This is a genomic window from Pseudomonas sp. B14(2017) (assembly GCF_002113255.1).
GTDB classification, from domain to species: domain Bacteria; phylum Pseudomonadota; class Gammaproteobacteria; order Pseudomonadales; family Pseudomonadaceae; genus Aquipseudomonas; species Aquipseudomonas putida_Z.
In genome coordinates this window covers 134,793-150,187 of record NZ_NEJY01000017.1, presented here as the reverse complement: position 1 = coordinate 150,187, position 15,395 = coordinate 134,793, and the positions used below count along the sequence as shown (strand labels likewise).

Here is a 15,395-nt window from a genome sequence, read left to right as displayed (position 1 = left end):
CGGGCGGGGTAGCGCACCCCCGATCTATCTGGTAAGTTCGGCGGCTCGCAGTCGCAGGGCCGGCGGGTGCCGGAGATGGAGCAGCCTGCGCATTGGATCAGATGAGTGAGAGGCGGTCTATTCATGTCCACCGTAGAAAAGCAAAAAGCCCAGACCATGTACGGTGTCGAGCCCTACGTAGAAACCAAGGGTGAAGAGTACATGGGCGAGCCCATGAAAAAGCACTTCACCAAGCTTCTCGGCGCCTGGAAGCAAGAGCTGATGAACAGTGTCGACCGCACTGTGGACCACATGAAGGACGAGGCAGCCAACTTCCCCGACCCGGCCGACCGTGCCAGCCAGGAAGAAGAATTCGCCCTGGAGCTGCGCAACCGCGATCGCGAGCGCAAGCTGATCAAGAAAATCGACAAGACCCTCGACAAGATCAAGGCCGACGAGTACGGCTGGTGCGAATCGTGCGGCATCGAGATCGGCCTGCGTCGCCTGGAGGCCCGCCCTACCGCCGACCTGTGCTTCGACTGCAAGGAAATCGCCGAGAAAAAGGAAAAGACGGTCGGCAAAGGCTGATCTTTCTTTCCACCTGAACGGGGCGCATCATGCGCCCCGTTTCATTTATATGCCCAGCCTGACCATGACCGAATCAAGCTACATCGGGCGTTTCGCCCCCACCCCCAGCGGCTTCCTGCACTTCGGCTCGCTGGTCGCAGCCCTCGCCTCCTGGCTCGATGCCCGCGCCGTGAACGGCCGCTGGCTGCTGCGCATGGAAGACACCGACCCGCCTCGGGAAATGCCCGGTGCTCGCGATGCCATCCTGCAGACCCTGGAGCGCTACGGCCTGGAGTGGGACGGCGAAGTGGTGTTCCAGAGCCAGCGGCACGATGCCTATGCCGCGGTGGTCGACCGCCTGTTCAACATGGGCCTGGCCTACGCCTGCACCTGCTCGCGCAAGCAGCTTGAGGGTTACAACGGCATCTACCCGGGCCTTTGCCGCAACGCCGGGCATGCTCGGGAAGGCGCGGCGATCCGCCTGCGCGTGCCAGAGCTGATCTACCGCTTTACCGACCGCGTGCAGGGCGAGTTCCAGCAGCACCTGGGGCGTGAAGTGGGCGATTTCGTCATCCAGCGCCGCGACGGGCTGTATGCCTACCAGCTGGCGGTGGTACTGGACGATGCCTGGCAAGGTGTTACCGACATCGTGCGTGGCGCCGACCTGCTCGACAACACCCCGCGCCAGCTGTACCTGCAAGAGTTGCTGGGCTTTTCGCAGCCGCGTTACCTGCATATTCCGCTGATCGTGCAGCCGGACGGGCACAAGCTGGGCAAGTCGTACCGCTCGCCGCCGCTGCAGGCGGACCAGGCGACACCGCTATTGCTGCGGGCGTTGCGGGCGCTGGGGCAGGAAGCAGACCCCGAGTTGTTGCTGGCAACGCCGGCGGAGGTATTGGCGGTAGCTCGCAAGCAGTGGCGGCCCGAGGCGATTGCACAGCGGACCACGGTGCCAGAGGCTGATTTGCGCTGAGGCATTACCGGCCCTATCGCCGGCAAGCCAGCTCCCACAGGTACAGCGCAGCACTCAGATCCTGTGGTGATCCTGTGGGAGCTGGCTTGCCGGCGATAGGGCGAGAACAGGCAACCCACCCCTCAAAAACAAAAGCCCAATAAATTCAACCTCTTGGCGAACACTATGGATTCCCGCTAGCATCCGCCCAGCCATTTGCGCCAATAATAAGTCCAAGCCCGCAGCGCCCAACCATCGAGGCCAGCATGTACATCTATCGTTTGGTCCTGCTTCTGGTCGTGGGGATCTACCTGTTCTCCCCGGCCATCATGGACTGGTGGATCGAACCGACCGGAGCCTGGTATCGCCCTTACCTGCTCTGGCTGATCCTGATCGTCGTCACCTTCATCCTGCAGAGCCAACGAGATGCCGATGAGCTTTAGCCTGACCCAGATGATCCTGATCAGCGCCGCGTACCTCATGGTGCTGTTCGGCGTGGCCTGGATCAGCGAGCGGGGGTTGATCCCGCGCTCGATCATTCGCCACCCGCTGACCTACACCCTGTCGCTGGGCGTGTACGCCAGTGCCTGGGCTTTCTATGGCTCGGTGGGCCTGGCCTACCAGTACGGCTACGGCTTCCTTGCCTGTTACCTGGGGGTGTCCGGTGCGTTCCTGCTGGCGCCGGTGCTGCTCTACCCGATCCTCAAGATCACCCGTACCTACCAGCTGTCCTCGCTGGCCGACCTGCTGGCGTTCCGTTTCCGCAGCACCTGGGCCGGGGCGCTGACCACCATCATCATGCTGATCGGCGTGCTGCCCTTGCTGGCCCTGCAGATCCAGGCGGTGGCCGACTCGATCAGCATCCTCACCGGTGAACCGGTCAAGGCACGGGTGGCCTTCGCCTTCTGTGCGCTGATCATCCTGTTCACCATCTTCTTCGGCTCGCGGCACATCGCCACACGCGAAAAGCACGAAGGGCTGGTGTTCGCCATCGCCTTCGAGTCGGTGATCAAGCTGCTGGCCCTGGGCGGTATCGGCCTGTACGCCCTGTATGGCGTGTTCGGCGGCCCGCACGAACTGGAAGTGTGGCTGCTGCAGAACCAGACCGCCCTGGCGGCTCTGCATACGCCGCTGCAGGAAGGCCCATGGCGCACCCTGCTGCTGGTGTTCTTCGCCTCGGCCATCGTCATGCCGCACATGTACCACATGGCCTTCACCGAAAACCTCAACCCGCGCTCGCTGGTCAGCGCCAGCTGGGGCCTGCCGCTGTTCCTGCTGCTGATGAGCCTGGCCGTGCCGCTGGTGCTGTGGGCCGGCCTGCGCCTGGGCGCCACCACCAACCCCGAGTACTTCACCCTGGGCCTGGGGCTTGCCGCCAACAACCAGGCACTGGCGCTGCTGGCCTACGTCGGCGGCTTGTCGGCCGCCAGCGGGTTGATCATCGTCACCACCCTGGCGCTGTCGGGCATGGCCCTCAACCACCTGGTGCTGCCGCTGTACCAGCCGCCGGCCGAAGGCAACATCTACCGCTGGCTGAAATGGACCCGCCGCGCGCTGATCGTCGCCATCATCACCGCCGGGTTCATGTTCTACCTGACTCAGAACAACCATCAGAGCCTGGCCAACCTGGGCATCGTCGCCTTCGTGGCCACGTTGCAGTTCCTGCCGGGCGTGCTGTCGGTACTGTACTGGCCGACTGCCAACCGCCGTGGCTTCATCGCCGGCCTGCTGGCCGGCACCCTGGTGTGGATGGTGACCATGCTGCTGCCACTGCTGGGCAACCTGCAGGGCTTCTACATCCCGCTGCTGGACATGATCTACGTGCTGGACGACACCAGCTGGCACATGGCGGCCATCGCCTCGCTGGCGGCCAACGTGCTGTTGTTCACCCTGATCTCGCTGTTCACCAACGCCAGCAACGAAGAGGTCAGCGCCGCCGAAGCCTGCGCGGTGGACAACGTGCGCCGCCCGCAACGCCGCGAACTGCACGCTGCCTCGCCACAGGAGTTCGCCACCCAACTGGCCAAGCCGCTGGGTGCCAAGGCCGCGCAGAAGGAAGTGGAGCAGGCCCTGCGCGACCTCTACCTGCCATTCGACGAGCGCCGCCCCTATGCCTTGCGCCGCCTGCGCGACCGTATCGAGGCCAACCTGTCCGGCCTGATGGGGCCGAGCGTGGCCCAGGACATGGTCGAGACCTTCCTGCCGTACAAGTCCGGTAACGAAAACTACGTGACCGAGGACATCCACTTCATCGAAAGCCGCCTGGAAGACTACCACTCGCGCCTGACCGGCCTGGCCGCCGAGCTCGACGCCCTGCGCCGCTACCACCGCCAGACCCTGCAGGAACTGCCCATGGGCGTCTGCTCGCTGGCCAAGGACCAGGAAATCCTGATGTGGAACAAGGCCATGGAAGAGCTCACCGGCATCGCTGCCAAGCACGTGGTCGGCTCGCGCCTGGTCACCATCAGCGAACCCTGGCGCGGCCTGCTGCAAGGCTTCATCAACGTGCCCGACGAGCACCTGCACAAGCAGCGCCTGGCGCTGGACGGCCAGCCGCGCTGGCTGAACCTGCACAAGGCGGCCATCGACGAGCCACTGGCCCCGGGCAACAGCGGCCTGGTGCTGCTGGTAGAGGACCTTACCGAAACCCAGGCGCTGGAAGACAAGCTGGTGCACTCCGAACGCCTGGCCAGCATCGGCCGTCTGGCCGCCGGCGTTGCGCACGAGATCGGCAACCCGATAACCGGCATCGCCTGCCTGGCGCAGAACCTGCGCGAGGAGCGTGAGGGCGATGGCGAAATCATCGAGCTGTCCAGCCAGATTCTCGAACAGACCAAGCGGGTATCGCGCATCGTCCAGTCGCTGATGAGCTTCGCCCATGCCGGCGGCAGCCACCAGAACAGCGAAGAGCCGGTATGCCTGGCCGAAGTGGCGCAGGACGCCATCGGTCTGCTGGCGTTGAACCGGCGCAATTTCGAAGTACAGTTCTTCAACCTCTGCGACCCGGAGCACTGGGCCGAAGGGGACCCGCAGCGCCTGGCCCAGGTGCTGATCAACCTGCTCTCCAACGCCCGCGACGCATCAAAGCCCGGCAGCGCCGTGCGCGTGCGCAGCGAAGTCAGCGAGCACACCGTCGACCTGATCGTCGAGGATGAAGGCAGCGGGATCCCGAAGAACATCATGGACCGCCTGTTCGAACCCTTCTTCACCACCAAGGACCCGGGCGAAGGAACCGGACTGGGGCTCGCTCTGGTCTATTCCATCGTGGAAGAGCATTATGGGCAAATCACCATCGACAGCCCGGCCGATATCGAACGGCAACGTGGCACCCGGATCCGCGTGACCCTGCCCCGGCATGTCGTAGCGACGTCCCCTGAAATTCGAGACCGTCGAGAGAATTGAATCAATGCCGCACATTCTGATCGTCGAAGACGAAACCATCATCCGCTCGGCCTTGCGTCGCCTGCTCGAACGGAACCAGTACCAGGTCAGCGAAGCCGGCTCGGTGCAGGAAGCCCAGGAACGCTTCAGCATTGCCACCTTCGACCTGATCGTCAGCGACCTGCGCCTGCCAGGCGCGCCCGGCACCGAACTGATCAAGCTCGGCCAGGGCACTCCGGTGCTGATCATGACCAGCTACGCCAGCCTGCGCTCGGCAGTAGACTCGATGAAAATGGGCGCGGTGGACTACATCGCCAAGCCCTTCGACCACGACGAGATGCTGCAAGCGGTGGCGCGTATCCTGCGCGACCGGCAGAACGCCCCGGCTGCCGCACCGGCGGCCGAGCCACGCGCCACCAATGGCAAGGCCGCCCCGGCCGACAAAGGCAGCGCGGCAGCCGCCAATGGCGAAATCGGCATCATCGGCTCGTGCCCGCCAATGCAGGACATGTACAGCAAGATCCGCAAGGTCGCGCCCACCGACTCCAACGTGCTGATCCAGGGCGAGTCGGGCACCGGTAAAGAGCTGGTCGCACGCGCCCTGCACAATCTGTCGCGTCGGGCCAAGGCACCAATGATTTCGGTGAACTGCGCAGCCATCCCCGAGACACTGATCGAGTCCGAGCTGTTCGGCCACGAGAAAGGCGCGTTCACCGGCGCCAGCGCCGGGCGCGCTGGCCTGGTGGAAGCTGCCGATGGCGGTACCCTGTTCCTCGACGAAATCGGCGAACTGCCGCTGGAAGCCCAGGCCCGCCTGCTGCGCGTGCTGCAGGAAGGCGAGATTCGCCGGGTGGGTTCGGTACAGTCGCAAAAGGTCGATGTACGCCTGATCGCCGCGACCCACCGCGACCTGAAGAACCTGGCCAAGGCCGGCCAGTTCCGTGAAGACCTGTATTACCGCCTGCACGTGATCGCCCTGAAACTGCCTGCCCTGCGCGAGCGCGGCAGCGACGTCAACGAGATCGCCAGCGCCTTCCTCGCCCGCCAGAGCGCGCGCATCGGCCGCGACGACCTGCACTTCTCGGCCGAAGCCGAGCAGGCCATTCGTCACTACAGCTGGCCGGGTAACGTGCGAGAGCTGGAAAACGCCGTTGAGCGTGCGGTGATCCTCAGCGAGAGCGCAGAAATTTCCGCCGACCTGCTGGGCATCGACATCGAGCTAGGTGACCTGGAGGAGGACGAAATCCTCGACAACGCCCTGGTCGTGGCCAGTTCGGCGAATGCCAGCCATGAGCCGACCGAGGACCTGTCGCTGGAAGACTATTTCCAGCACTTCGTGCTCGAGCACCAGGACCACATGACCGAGACCGAACTGGCCCGCAAGCTCGGGGTCAGCCGCAAGTGCCTGTGGGAACGCCGCCAGCGCCTGGGTATCCCGCGGCGCAAGAGTAACGCTACCAGCGAGTAAGCGCGCTGCCTGGGCGGGAGGCTCCTCCTGCCCCTATCTACAACCTCTCCGTCCTCTTCGCAGGCACGCCCGCTCCCACAGGAATTTCACTGCCCTAAAGGGTGGTGCAACCCCTGTGGGAGCGGGCGAGCCCGCGAAAGGGCCGGCAAAGCCAGCGCACACACCCCAGGTAACACATCAGCCCCCGCAAAAATCTGTTACCCAAGCTTTCCGCCGTAACAGTTCCCGAGGCGTACGGTAACGAAATTTCGACATTTTCGACCGCTGAAAAACTGCTCGCCACCTCCAACCCCTTGATTTTACTGGGTTTGCAAAAGTTGGCACGGCACCTGCTATATGTCTGGTACAAGAACAATAACAAGCACTGCAACTCAGAATAAGAACAAGACGAAACGGCTCACGCACAATAAAAACAAGACGGCGGAGGCGCAGCTAACTGATTCTTTTGGAGAGGATGCGTGTTTGGGGCTTGCCCCACAACCAGGCAGAGAACAATAAAAACTGCACTAAAAAGCAGCGCCTGAACTGGTTGGATCGACAGATCAACGTGACATCAGCGACCAAAGCAATCCGTTTGCTCTTAACCCCTGGATTGGGGGTCGTCCACAAGCTTCGAGATTTGTGGACAGGGCACTCAACAAAAACAAGAAGCCCAGCAAAAAAACAATAAGAGCACGCAACGACTTCTTGGGGAGCTTAGGCTCCCCTTGTCGTTTCTACCCTTCCGGCATGCATCCTGCTACCCGCCTACACCATTCCTTGAGTAAATGCTAGAATCCCCGCCCATCATGCGGCCATTCTCCTATTCTTGGCCGAACATTCCTTCAAACAGTGCATCCCATGCTGAAGAAGCTGTTCCAGTCGTTCCGCCCGCCCGTACCGGGCCCGCACCACAGGCGCACCACGCCTGAGGTGATCAACAAGAGCCAGCACTCGCTGCAACGCCACCAGTTCAGCCGCCATGCGGTGAACATCGTGGAACGCCTGCAGAGCGCCGGTTACCAGGCTTACCTGGTCGGTGGCTGTGTCCGCGACCTGATGCTGGGCATCACGCCGAAAGACTTCGACGTCGCCACCAGTGCCACCCCCGAACAGGTCCGTGCCGAGTTCCGCAACGCGCGCATCATTGGCCGCCGCTTCAAGCTGGTCCACGTGCATTTCGGCCGTGAGATCATCGAAGTCGCCACCTTCCGCGCCCACCACTCGGAAGACGACCAGGGCGACAGCCACCGTTCGTCGCACAATGCCAGTGGCCGCATCCTGCGTGACAACGTGTACGGCACCCTGGAAGAGGACGCGCAACGTCGCGACTTCACCATCAACGCCCTGTACTACGACCCGGTCAGCGAGCGCATCCTCGACTACGCCAACGGCGTGCACGATATTCGCAACCGCCTGCTGCGCCTGATCGGTGACCCTACCCACCGCTACCAGGAAGACCCGGTGCGCATGCTGCGCGCGGTGCGTTTCGCCGCCAAGCTCGACTTCGGCATCGAAAAGCACACGGTCCAGCCGATCCGCGAGCTGGCCCCACTGCTGCGCGAGATTCCGCCAGCGCGCCTGTTCGAAGAGAGCCTCAAGCTGTTCCTCTCCGGCCAGGGCGCCATCGTCTTCGAGATGCTGGTCGACCTGCAGTTGTTCGAGCCGCTGTTCCCGGCCAGTTCGCATGCCCTGGACGAGCGCCCGACCTACACCCACACGCTGATCAGCCAGGCGCTGAACAACACCGACCTGCGCGTGAAGCAAGGCAAACCGGTAACTCCGGCCTTCCTCTTCGCCGCGCTGCTGTGGCCAGCCCTGCCGGCCCGCGTGCTACACCTGCAGAACCAGGGCGTGCCGCCGATCCCGGCCATGAACGGTGCGGCCCACGACCTGATCGCCGAGCAATGCGCACGCATCGCCATCCCCAAGCGCTTCACCCTGCCGATCCGCGAGATCTGGGACATGCAGGAGCGCCTGCCACGCCGCAGCGGCAAGCGCGCCGACATGCTGCTGGACAACCCGCGCTTCCGTGCCGGCTACGACTTCCTGCTGCTGCGCGAAAGCGCCGGGGAAGAAACCGACGACCTCGGCCAGTGGTGGACCGACTACCAGGATGCCAACGACAGCGAGCGCCGCGAGATGATCCGCGAGCTGGGCAGCCGTGACGAAGGCACCGGCGCCGGCCCGCGCAAACGCAAGCGTAGCGGTGGCAAGCGCAAGCGCAGTGGCGACGAGGCGTTCGAGTGAGTACCCGCGCCTATATCGGCCTGGGCAGCAACCTGGACGCACCTGCCGAGCAGCTGCGCAGCGCCTTGCAGGCCCTCGACCAGGTCGAAGCCACACGCCTGGTGGCGGCCTCGGCCCTGTACACCAGCGATTCGCTGCTGCCCGGCCAGCCGCGCTACACCAACGCCGTCGCCGCCCTGGACACCGCCCTGCCACCGCTGGCCCTGCTCGATGCACTGCAGGCCATCGAGAACGATCAGGGCCGCGTGCGCAAGGAACGCTGGGGCCCGCGCACGCTGGACCTGGACATCCTGCTGTTCGGCGACCAGGTGCTCGATGAGCCGCGCCTGAAAGTGCCGCATTACCACATGCATGCCCGGCCTTTCGTGCTGTACCCGCTGGCGGAACTGGTACCGGGCGATTTCCGCCTGGCCGATGGCCGCGCCCTCGCGCAACTGCTCGACGACTGCCCGTTCGTCGGCCTGGAACGCCTGTAAACCGGGCGTTCCAGCCTTGCACACTGGCGCGGTAACGCCAGTAACACCCTGATCGTAACAATGCGGTAACAGGGTGATTGACTTCCCCAACCTCGCTCACGACTATAGGCGTCCCGTGTGGCACCAAAGTGCCGCATACCCGTATTTAGGCCCGGACGGACCTGTGCCCGAACATCACGCGCGATGATGTGCCGCTCCGGAAGATGACTACACGCGTTGAATGCAGTCGTTTCTTACAGCGCCTGAACGAGGAATTTCCTACATGCCTGAAGTAACCCTGACCACCCTCAATGGCCTCAAGGCCAAGGGTGAAAAAATCACCATGCTGACCTGCTACGACGCGACCTTCGCCAAGGCCGCCAGCCAGGCCGGTGTCGAAGTGTTGCTGGTGGGCGACTCGCTGGGCATGGTCCTGCAAGGCCACGACAGCACACTGCCGGTGACCACCGCGGACATGGCCTACCATACCGCCAGCGTCAAACGTGGCAACGACGGCGCGCTGATCCTCGCCGACCTGCCGTTCATGGCGCACGCCACCCCGGAGCAGGCCTTCGCCAACAGCGCCACGCTGATGCAGGCCGGCGCCCACATGATCAAGATCGAAGGCGCTGCCTGGCTGGCCGAGACCATCCGCCTGCTGGCCGAGCGTGGCGTGCCGGTGTGCGCGCACATGGGCCTGACCCCGCAGACTGTCAACGTGCTGGGCGGCTACAAGGTGCAGGGCCGCCATGAAGCCCAGGCCCGGCAGATGCGCGCCGACGCCATCGCCCTGGAACAGGCCGGTGCAGCCATGCTGCTGCTCGAATGCGTGCCCAGCGAACTGGCGGCGGAAATCACCAGTGCCGTATCCATCCCGGTGATCGGCATTGGCGCCGGCAGCGGCACCGATGGCCAGGTACTGGTCCTGCACGACATGCTCGGGCTGTCGCTGAGCGGCCGGGTACCGAAGTTCGTGAAGAACTTCATGCAAGGCCAGCCGGATATCCACAGCGCCCTCGTCGCTTACGTCGAGGCGGTCAAGCAAGTCAGCTTCCCAGGCAGCGAACACGGGTTCAGTGCATGAATACAGTCAAGACCGTCCGCGAACTGCGCGCCGCAGTCGCCCGCGCCCGCGGTGAAGGCAAGCGCATCGGCTTCGTGCCGACCATGGGCAACCTGCACAGCGGCCATGCAGCCCTGGTGACCAAGGCTGCGCAGCGCGCCGATTTCGTGGTCGCCAGCATCTTCGTCAACCCGCTGCAGTTCGGCGCCAACGAAGACCTCGACAAGTACCCTCGCACCCTGGCCGCCGACCAGGAGCGCCTGCTCCAGGCTGGCTGCAATCTGCTGTTCGCGCCCAGTGTCGAAGAGATGTACCCCGACGGCATGAGCGTGCAAACCCGCGTCAGCGTGCCCCACCTTTCCGAAGGCCTGTGCGGCGCCAGCCGGCCCGGGCATTTCGAAGGCGTGGCCACCGTGGTCAGCAAGCTGTTCAACATGGTCCAGCCCGACCTTGCCGTGTTCGGTGAAAAGGACTTCCAGCAGCTGGCGGTGATCCGTGCCATGGTGCGAGACCTGAACATGCCGATCCAGATCATCGGCGAGCCCACCGTGCGGGCCGAGGACGGCCTGGCGCTGTCGTCGCGCAACGGTTACCTCACGCCTGAGCAGCGTGCTGCGGCGCCAGCGTTGTACCGCACGCTGCAGCACATCGCTGCTGGCATCGGCCGTGGCCAACGGGACTTTGCCGCGCTGGTTGCCGAAGGCCAGGCGCAGTTGACCGCCGCTGGTTTCCGGCCGGATTACCTGGAAGTGCGTCATGCCGTGAGCCTGCGCCCGGCAGTGATCGATGATCGAGACCTGGTGGTGATTGCGGCGGCTTACCTGGGTAACACACGGTTGATCGACAACCTGTACCTGCATCTGGAAGTGAAGACCGCGTAACGGCCTTGGGCTGCCTTGCAGCCCATTCGCCGGCAAGCCAGCTCCCACCTCGACCGCATCGGCCTCGAGCCATGCGCTATCCCTGTGGGAGCTTGCCAGCGATGAGGCCAGTACCGGTAACACAAAGACCGCTGCGCCCCCAAATCACACCCCGACCGCATCGGCCAGCCATGCGCTATTCCTGTGGGAGCTGGCTTGCCGGCGATGAGGCCAGTACCGGTAACACAAAGACTGCTGCGCCTCAAATCACACCCCGACCGCATCGGCCTCGAGCCATGCGCTATTTCTGTGGGAGCTGGCTTGCCGGCGATGAGGCCAGTACCGGTAACACAAAGACCGCTGCGCCCCAAATCACACCTCGACGCATCGGCCTCGATCCATGCGCTATCCCTGTGGGAGCTGGCTTGCCGGCGATGAGGCCAATACAGGCAATACAAGACAGTTGCCTCCCCCAAATTCCCCGCCATACCCATTCCCTGCAAGTGGCCTTTGCCTATAATGGTGCCAGCCTGAACCCGGCAATGAGTGCCGTGTCCAAGGTCTCACCACGCACCAAGGGAACCCCGCGCAATGGCGTATTACCGTACACCCCACGATGTCACGGCCCTGCCCGCCTGGCAGGCGCTCCAGCAACACCGCGACGCCATGCAAGGTTTCAGCATGCGCGAAGCCTTCGCCGCCGATACCAAGCGCTTCGACCAGTTCTCCCTGAGCTCCTGCGGCCTGTTCCTCGACTACTCGAAAAACCTGATCACCGAACAAAGCCGCGACCTGCTGGTGAACCTGGCCAACGAAGTGGGCCTGCAGGACGCCATCAAGTCGATGTTCAGTGGCGAAATCATCAACGCCTCCGAAGGGCGCCCGGTGCTGCACACCGCCCTGCGCCGGCCGGTGGGCGACAAGCTCAGTGTCAACGGCGTGAACGTCATGCCGGAAGTGCACAAGGTGCTCAACCAGATCACCGAACTGGTCGGCCGCATCCACGACGGCCTGTGGCGCGGCTACAGCGAAAAACCGATCACCGACGTGGTCAACATCGGCATCGGTGGCTCGTTCCTCGGCCCCGAGCTGGTCTCCGAGGCGCTGCTGCCCTACGCCCAGCGCGGTGTGCGCTGCCACTACCTGGCGAACATCGATGGCAGTGAGTTCCACGAGCTGTCGGCCAACCTGCGCGCCGAAACCACCCTGTTCATCGTCTCGTCGAAGTCGTTCAACACCCTCGAGACCCTGAAGAACGCCATGGCCGCGCGTACCTGGTATCTGGCCCAGGGCGGCTCGGAAGCCGAGCTGTACCGCCACTTCATCGCCGTTTCCAGCAACAAGGCCGCCGCCGTGGCCTTCGGCATCCGTGAAGAAAACATCTTCCCGATGTGGGACTGGGTGGGCGGGCGCTACTCGCTGTGGTCGGCCATCGGCCTGCCGATCGCCCTGGCCATCGGTACCGCCAACTTCAAGGAACTGCTGTCCGGTGCCTACACCATGGACCAGCACTTCCAGACCGCACCGTTCGAAAAGAACATGCCGGTACTGCTGGCCCTGCTGGGCGTGTGGTACGGCAACTTCTGGGGCGCCCAGAGCCACGCGATCCTGCCGTACGACCACTACCTGCGCAACATCACCAAGCACCTGCAACAGCTGGACATGGAGTCCAACGGCAAGAGCGTGCTGCAGGACGGCACCCCGGTGAAAACCGACACCGGCCCGGTGATCTGGGGCGGCGTCGGCTGCAACGGCCAGCATGCCTACCACCAGTTGCTGCACCAGGGCACCCAGCTGATTCCGGCCGACTTCATCGTGCCGGTGGTGAGCTTCAACCCGGTGGCCGACCATCACCAGTGGCTGTACGCCAACTGCCTGTCGCAGAGCCAGGCGCTGATGCTGGGCAAGACCCGCGAGGAAGCCGAAGCCGAGCTGCGTGGCAAGGGCCTGAACGAAGCGGATATCGAAAAGCTGGCCCCGCACAAGGTCATCCCGGGCAACCGCCCGAGCAATACCCTGGTGGTGGAGCGCATCAGCCCGCGCCGCCTGGGCGCGCTGGTGGCGATGTACGAGCACAAGGTCTTCGTACAGAGCGTGATCTGGGGCATCAACGCCTTCGACCAGTGGGGCGTGGAGCTGGGCAAGGAGCTGGGCAAGGGCGTTTACCAACGCCTGGTCGGCAGCCTGGAAGACAGCGCCGAAGATGGCTCTACCCAAGGCCTGATCAACTACTTCCGCGGCCGTCACCGCGGTTGATCCCAAAGCCGTCACACGGTCGCTCCGTGTAGGAGCGGCCTTGTGCCGCGATGGGCCGCAGAGCGGCCCCAACAATTGATGCGCCAGCGCTGAGATCCCGGGGCCGCTCTGCGGCCCATCGCGACACAAGGCCGCTCCTACAGGGACCGAGTCTACCCTCAAGGAACATCACCTCTGGCTACACTGTCCTATCGAATAGCCGTTGCAGTCCATCGCCCCTTACAAGAGCAGGACCACCCGCCATGTTCGATATCCGCAACTACCCCCAGGCCCTGGCCGTCAGCCAGTCCGCCGCCCTCAACCCCGATGAGTACCGCCGCCTCTACCGCCAGTCGGTGGATGACCCCGACACCTTCTGGGCCGAACAGGCCAAGCGCCTGGATTGGATAAAACCCTGGTCGAGCGTGCAGCAATGCGACCTGAGGACCGGCAGCGCCCGCTGGTTCGACGGCGCCCAGCTCAACGTCAGCTACAACTGCATCGACCGCCACCTGGCCCGACGCGGCGAACAGACCGCCCTGCTGTGGGAAGGTGATGATCCCAAGGATTCCAAGGCCATCACCTACCGCGAACTGCACCGCCAGGTCTGCCGCCTGGCCAATGCGCTGAAAGCACGCGGGGTGAAGAAAGGCGACCGGGTGTGCATCTACATGCCGATGATCCCCGAGGCCGCCTTCGCCATGCTTGCCTGCACCCGCATCGGTGCCATCCACTCGGTGGTGTTCGGCGGCTTCTCGCCCGATGCCCTGCGCGACCGTATTCTCGATGCCGACTGCCGTACGGTGATCACCGCCGATGGAGGCGTGCGCGGCGGCAAACGCATCCCGCTGAAACAGAACGTCGACAAGGCCCTGGCCAGCTGCCCCGCGGTCAGTAGCGTATTCGTGGTGCGCCGCACCGGCGGCGATGTCGCCTGGGCCGAAGGCCGTGACCTCTGGTACCACGAGGCAACGGAAAAGGCCGGCGACGACTGCGCTCCCGAACCGATGGGCGCCGAAGACCCGCTGTTCATCCTCTACACCTCCGGCAGCACCGGCAAACCCAAAGGCGTGCTGCACACTACCGGCGGCTACCTGCTGCAGGCCACCCTCACCTTCAAGGTGGTGTTCGACTACCGAGACGGCGAGGTGTTCTGGTGCACCGCCGATGTCGGCTGGGTCACCGGCCACAGCTACATCGTCTATGGCCCTCTGGCCAATGGCGCGATCTCGCTGATGTTCGAAGGCGTACCCAACTACCCGGACACCTCGCGCTTCTGGCAAGTGGTGGACAAGCACCAGGTGAACATCTTCTACACCGCCCCGACTGCCCTGCGCGCGCTGATGCGCGAAGGCTCCGCGCCGCTGCAAAACACTTCACGCCAGAGCCTGCGCCTGCTGGGCAGCGTCGGCGAGCCGATCAACCCCGAAGCCTGGGAGTGGTATTTCGAGGAAGTCGGGCAAAAGCGCTGCCCCATCGTCGATACCTGGTGGCAGACAGAAACCGGCGGCATCATGCTCACCCCGTTGCCCGGCTCGCAGTCGCTCAAGCCCGGCTGTGCCACCCAGCCCATGTTCGGCGTACAACCAGTGCTGCTGGACGAAAAGGGCAAGCTCATCGAAGGCCCCGGTGCCGGCCTGCTGGTGATCAAGGCCAGCTGGCCCGGGCAGATCCGTAGCGTCTATGGCGACCATCAGCGCATGGTCGACACCTACTTCAAGCCGATGCCCGGCTATTACTTCACCGGCGACGGTGCCCGCCGCGATGCCGATGGTGACTACTGGATCACCGGGCGTATCGATGACGTGATCAACGTTTCCGGCCACCGTATCGGTACCGCCGAAGTGGAAAGCGCGCTGGTGCTGCATGACAGCGTCGCCGAAGCGGCGGTGGTCGGTTACCCCCACGACCTGAAGGGCCAGGGCGTGTACGCCTTCGTCACGCCCATGAATGGCGTAACGCCGGACGACGCGCTCAAGGCCGAGTTGCTGGCCCTGGTCAGCAAGGAAATCGGCAGTTTCGCCAAGCCCGAGCTGATCCAGTGGGCCCCGGCGCTGCCCAAGACACGCTCAGGCAAGATCATGCGGCGTATACTGCGCAAGATCGCCTGCAACGAACTCGACAACCTGGGCGATACCTCGACCCTGGCCGACCCAAGCGTGGTGCAGGGCCTGATCGACAAACGCCTCAACCAGTAACCGGCGGC

Annotated in this window: 11 protein-coding genes; all 11 read left to right on the top strand. The window is 64.0% G+C overall.

Annotated features, from left to right (window positions below):
* The first annotated feature begins 123 nt into the window (after positions 1-123).
* The gene (dksA, locus tag CAG34_RS18690; protein WP_025340685.1) at positions 124-567 is read left to right on the top strand and encodes an RNA polymerase-binding protein DksA; all 444 of its coding nucleotides are present in this window, start codon (positions 124-126) and stop codon (positions 565-567) included.
* 64 nt (positions 568-631) lie between these two features.
* Positions 632-1,519: a tRNA glutamyl-Q(34) synthetase GluQRS gene (gene gluQRS, locus CAG34_RS18685; RefSeq protein ID WP_084785353.1), complete on the top strand. Its 888-nt coding sequence runs from the start codon at positions 632-634 to the stop codon at positions 1,517-1,519.
* 245 nt (positions 1,520-1,764) lie between these two features.
* Positions 1,765-1,941, top strand: a complete 177-nt coding sequence (locus tag CAG34_RS28405; RefSeq protein ID WP_003250005.1) for a hypothetical protein — start codon at positions 1,765-1,767, stop codon at positions 1,939-1,941.
* Positions 1,925-4,900, top strand: coding sequence for a sensor histidine kinase (locus CAG34_RS18680; protein ID WP_170929334.1), 2,976 nt, complete (start codon positions 1,925-1,927; stop codon positions 4,898-4,900). Before CAG34_RS28405 ends, CAG34_RS18680 begins: the two co-directional genes overlap by 17 nt.
* 4 nt (positions 4,901-4,904) lie before the next feature.
* Positions 4,905-6,347, top strand: a complete 1,443-nt coding sequence (locus tag CAG34_RS18675) for a sigma-54 dependent transcriptional regulator (RefSeq protein ID WP_013974271.1) — start codon at positions 4,905-4,907, stop codon at positions 6,345-6,347.
* A gap of 840 nt (positions 6,348-7,187) precedes the next feature.
* On the top strand, positions 7,188-8,576 hold the full coding sequence (locus tag CAG34_RS18670) for a polynucleotide adenylyltransferase PcnB (protein WP_015271847.1): 1,389 nt from the start codon (positions 7,188-7,190) through the stop codon (positions 8,574-8,576).
* Positions 8,573-9,052: a 2-amino-4-hydroxy-6-hydroxymethyldihydropteridine diphosphokinase gene (gene folK / locus CAG34_RS18665; RefSeq protein WP_013974273.1), complete on the top strand. Its 480-nt coding sequence runs from the start codon at positions 8,573-8,575 to the stop codon at positions 9,050-9,052. The genes CAG34_RS18670 and folK overlap by 4 nt, the downstream gene beginning before the upstream one ends.
* A gap of 262 nt (positions 9,053-9,314) precedes the next feature.
* Positions 9,315-10,115: a 3-methyl-2-oxobutanoate hydroxymethyltransferase gene (gene panB / locus CAG34_RS18660; RefSeq protein ID WP_075046418.1), complete on the top strand. Its 801-nt coding sequence runs from the start codon at positions 9,315-9,317 to the stop codon at positions 10,113-10,115.
* Positions 10,112-10,975, top strand: coding sequence for a pantoate--beta-alanine ligase (panC, locus tag CAG34_RS18655; RefSeq protein WP_085591716.1), 864 nt, complete (start codon positions 10,112-10,114; stop codon positions 10,973-10,975). Before panB ends, panC begins: the two co-directional genes overlap by 4 nt.
* 570 nt (positions 10,976-11,545) lie before the next feature.
* A complete protein-coding gene (gene pgi, locus CAG34_RS18650) occupies positions 11,546-13,210 on the top strand; it encodes a glucose-6-phosphate isomerase (RefSeq protein ID WP_085591714.1) in 1,665 nt (554 codons plus the stop codon).
* 242 nt (positions 13,211-13,452) lie between these two features.
* Entirely contained in the window at positions 13,453-15,387 is a 1,935-nt protein-coding gene (gene acs / locus CAG34_RS18645) for an acetate--CoA ligase (RefSeq protein WP_085591711.1), read from the top strand.
* Positions 15,388-15,395 lie beyond the last annotated feature (8 nt).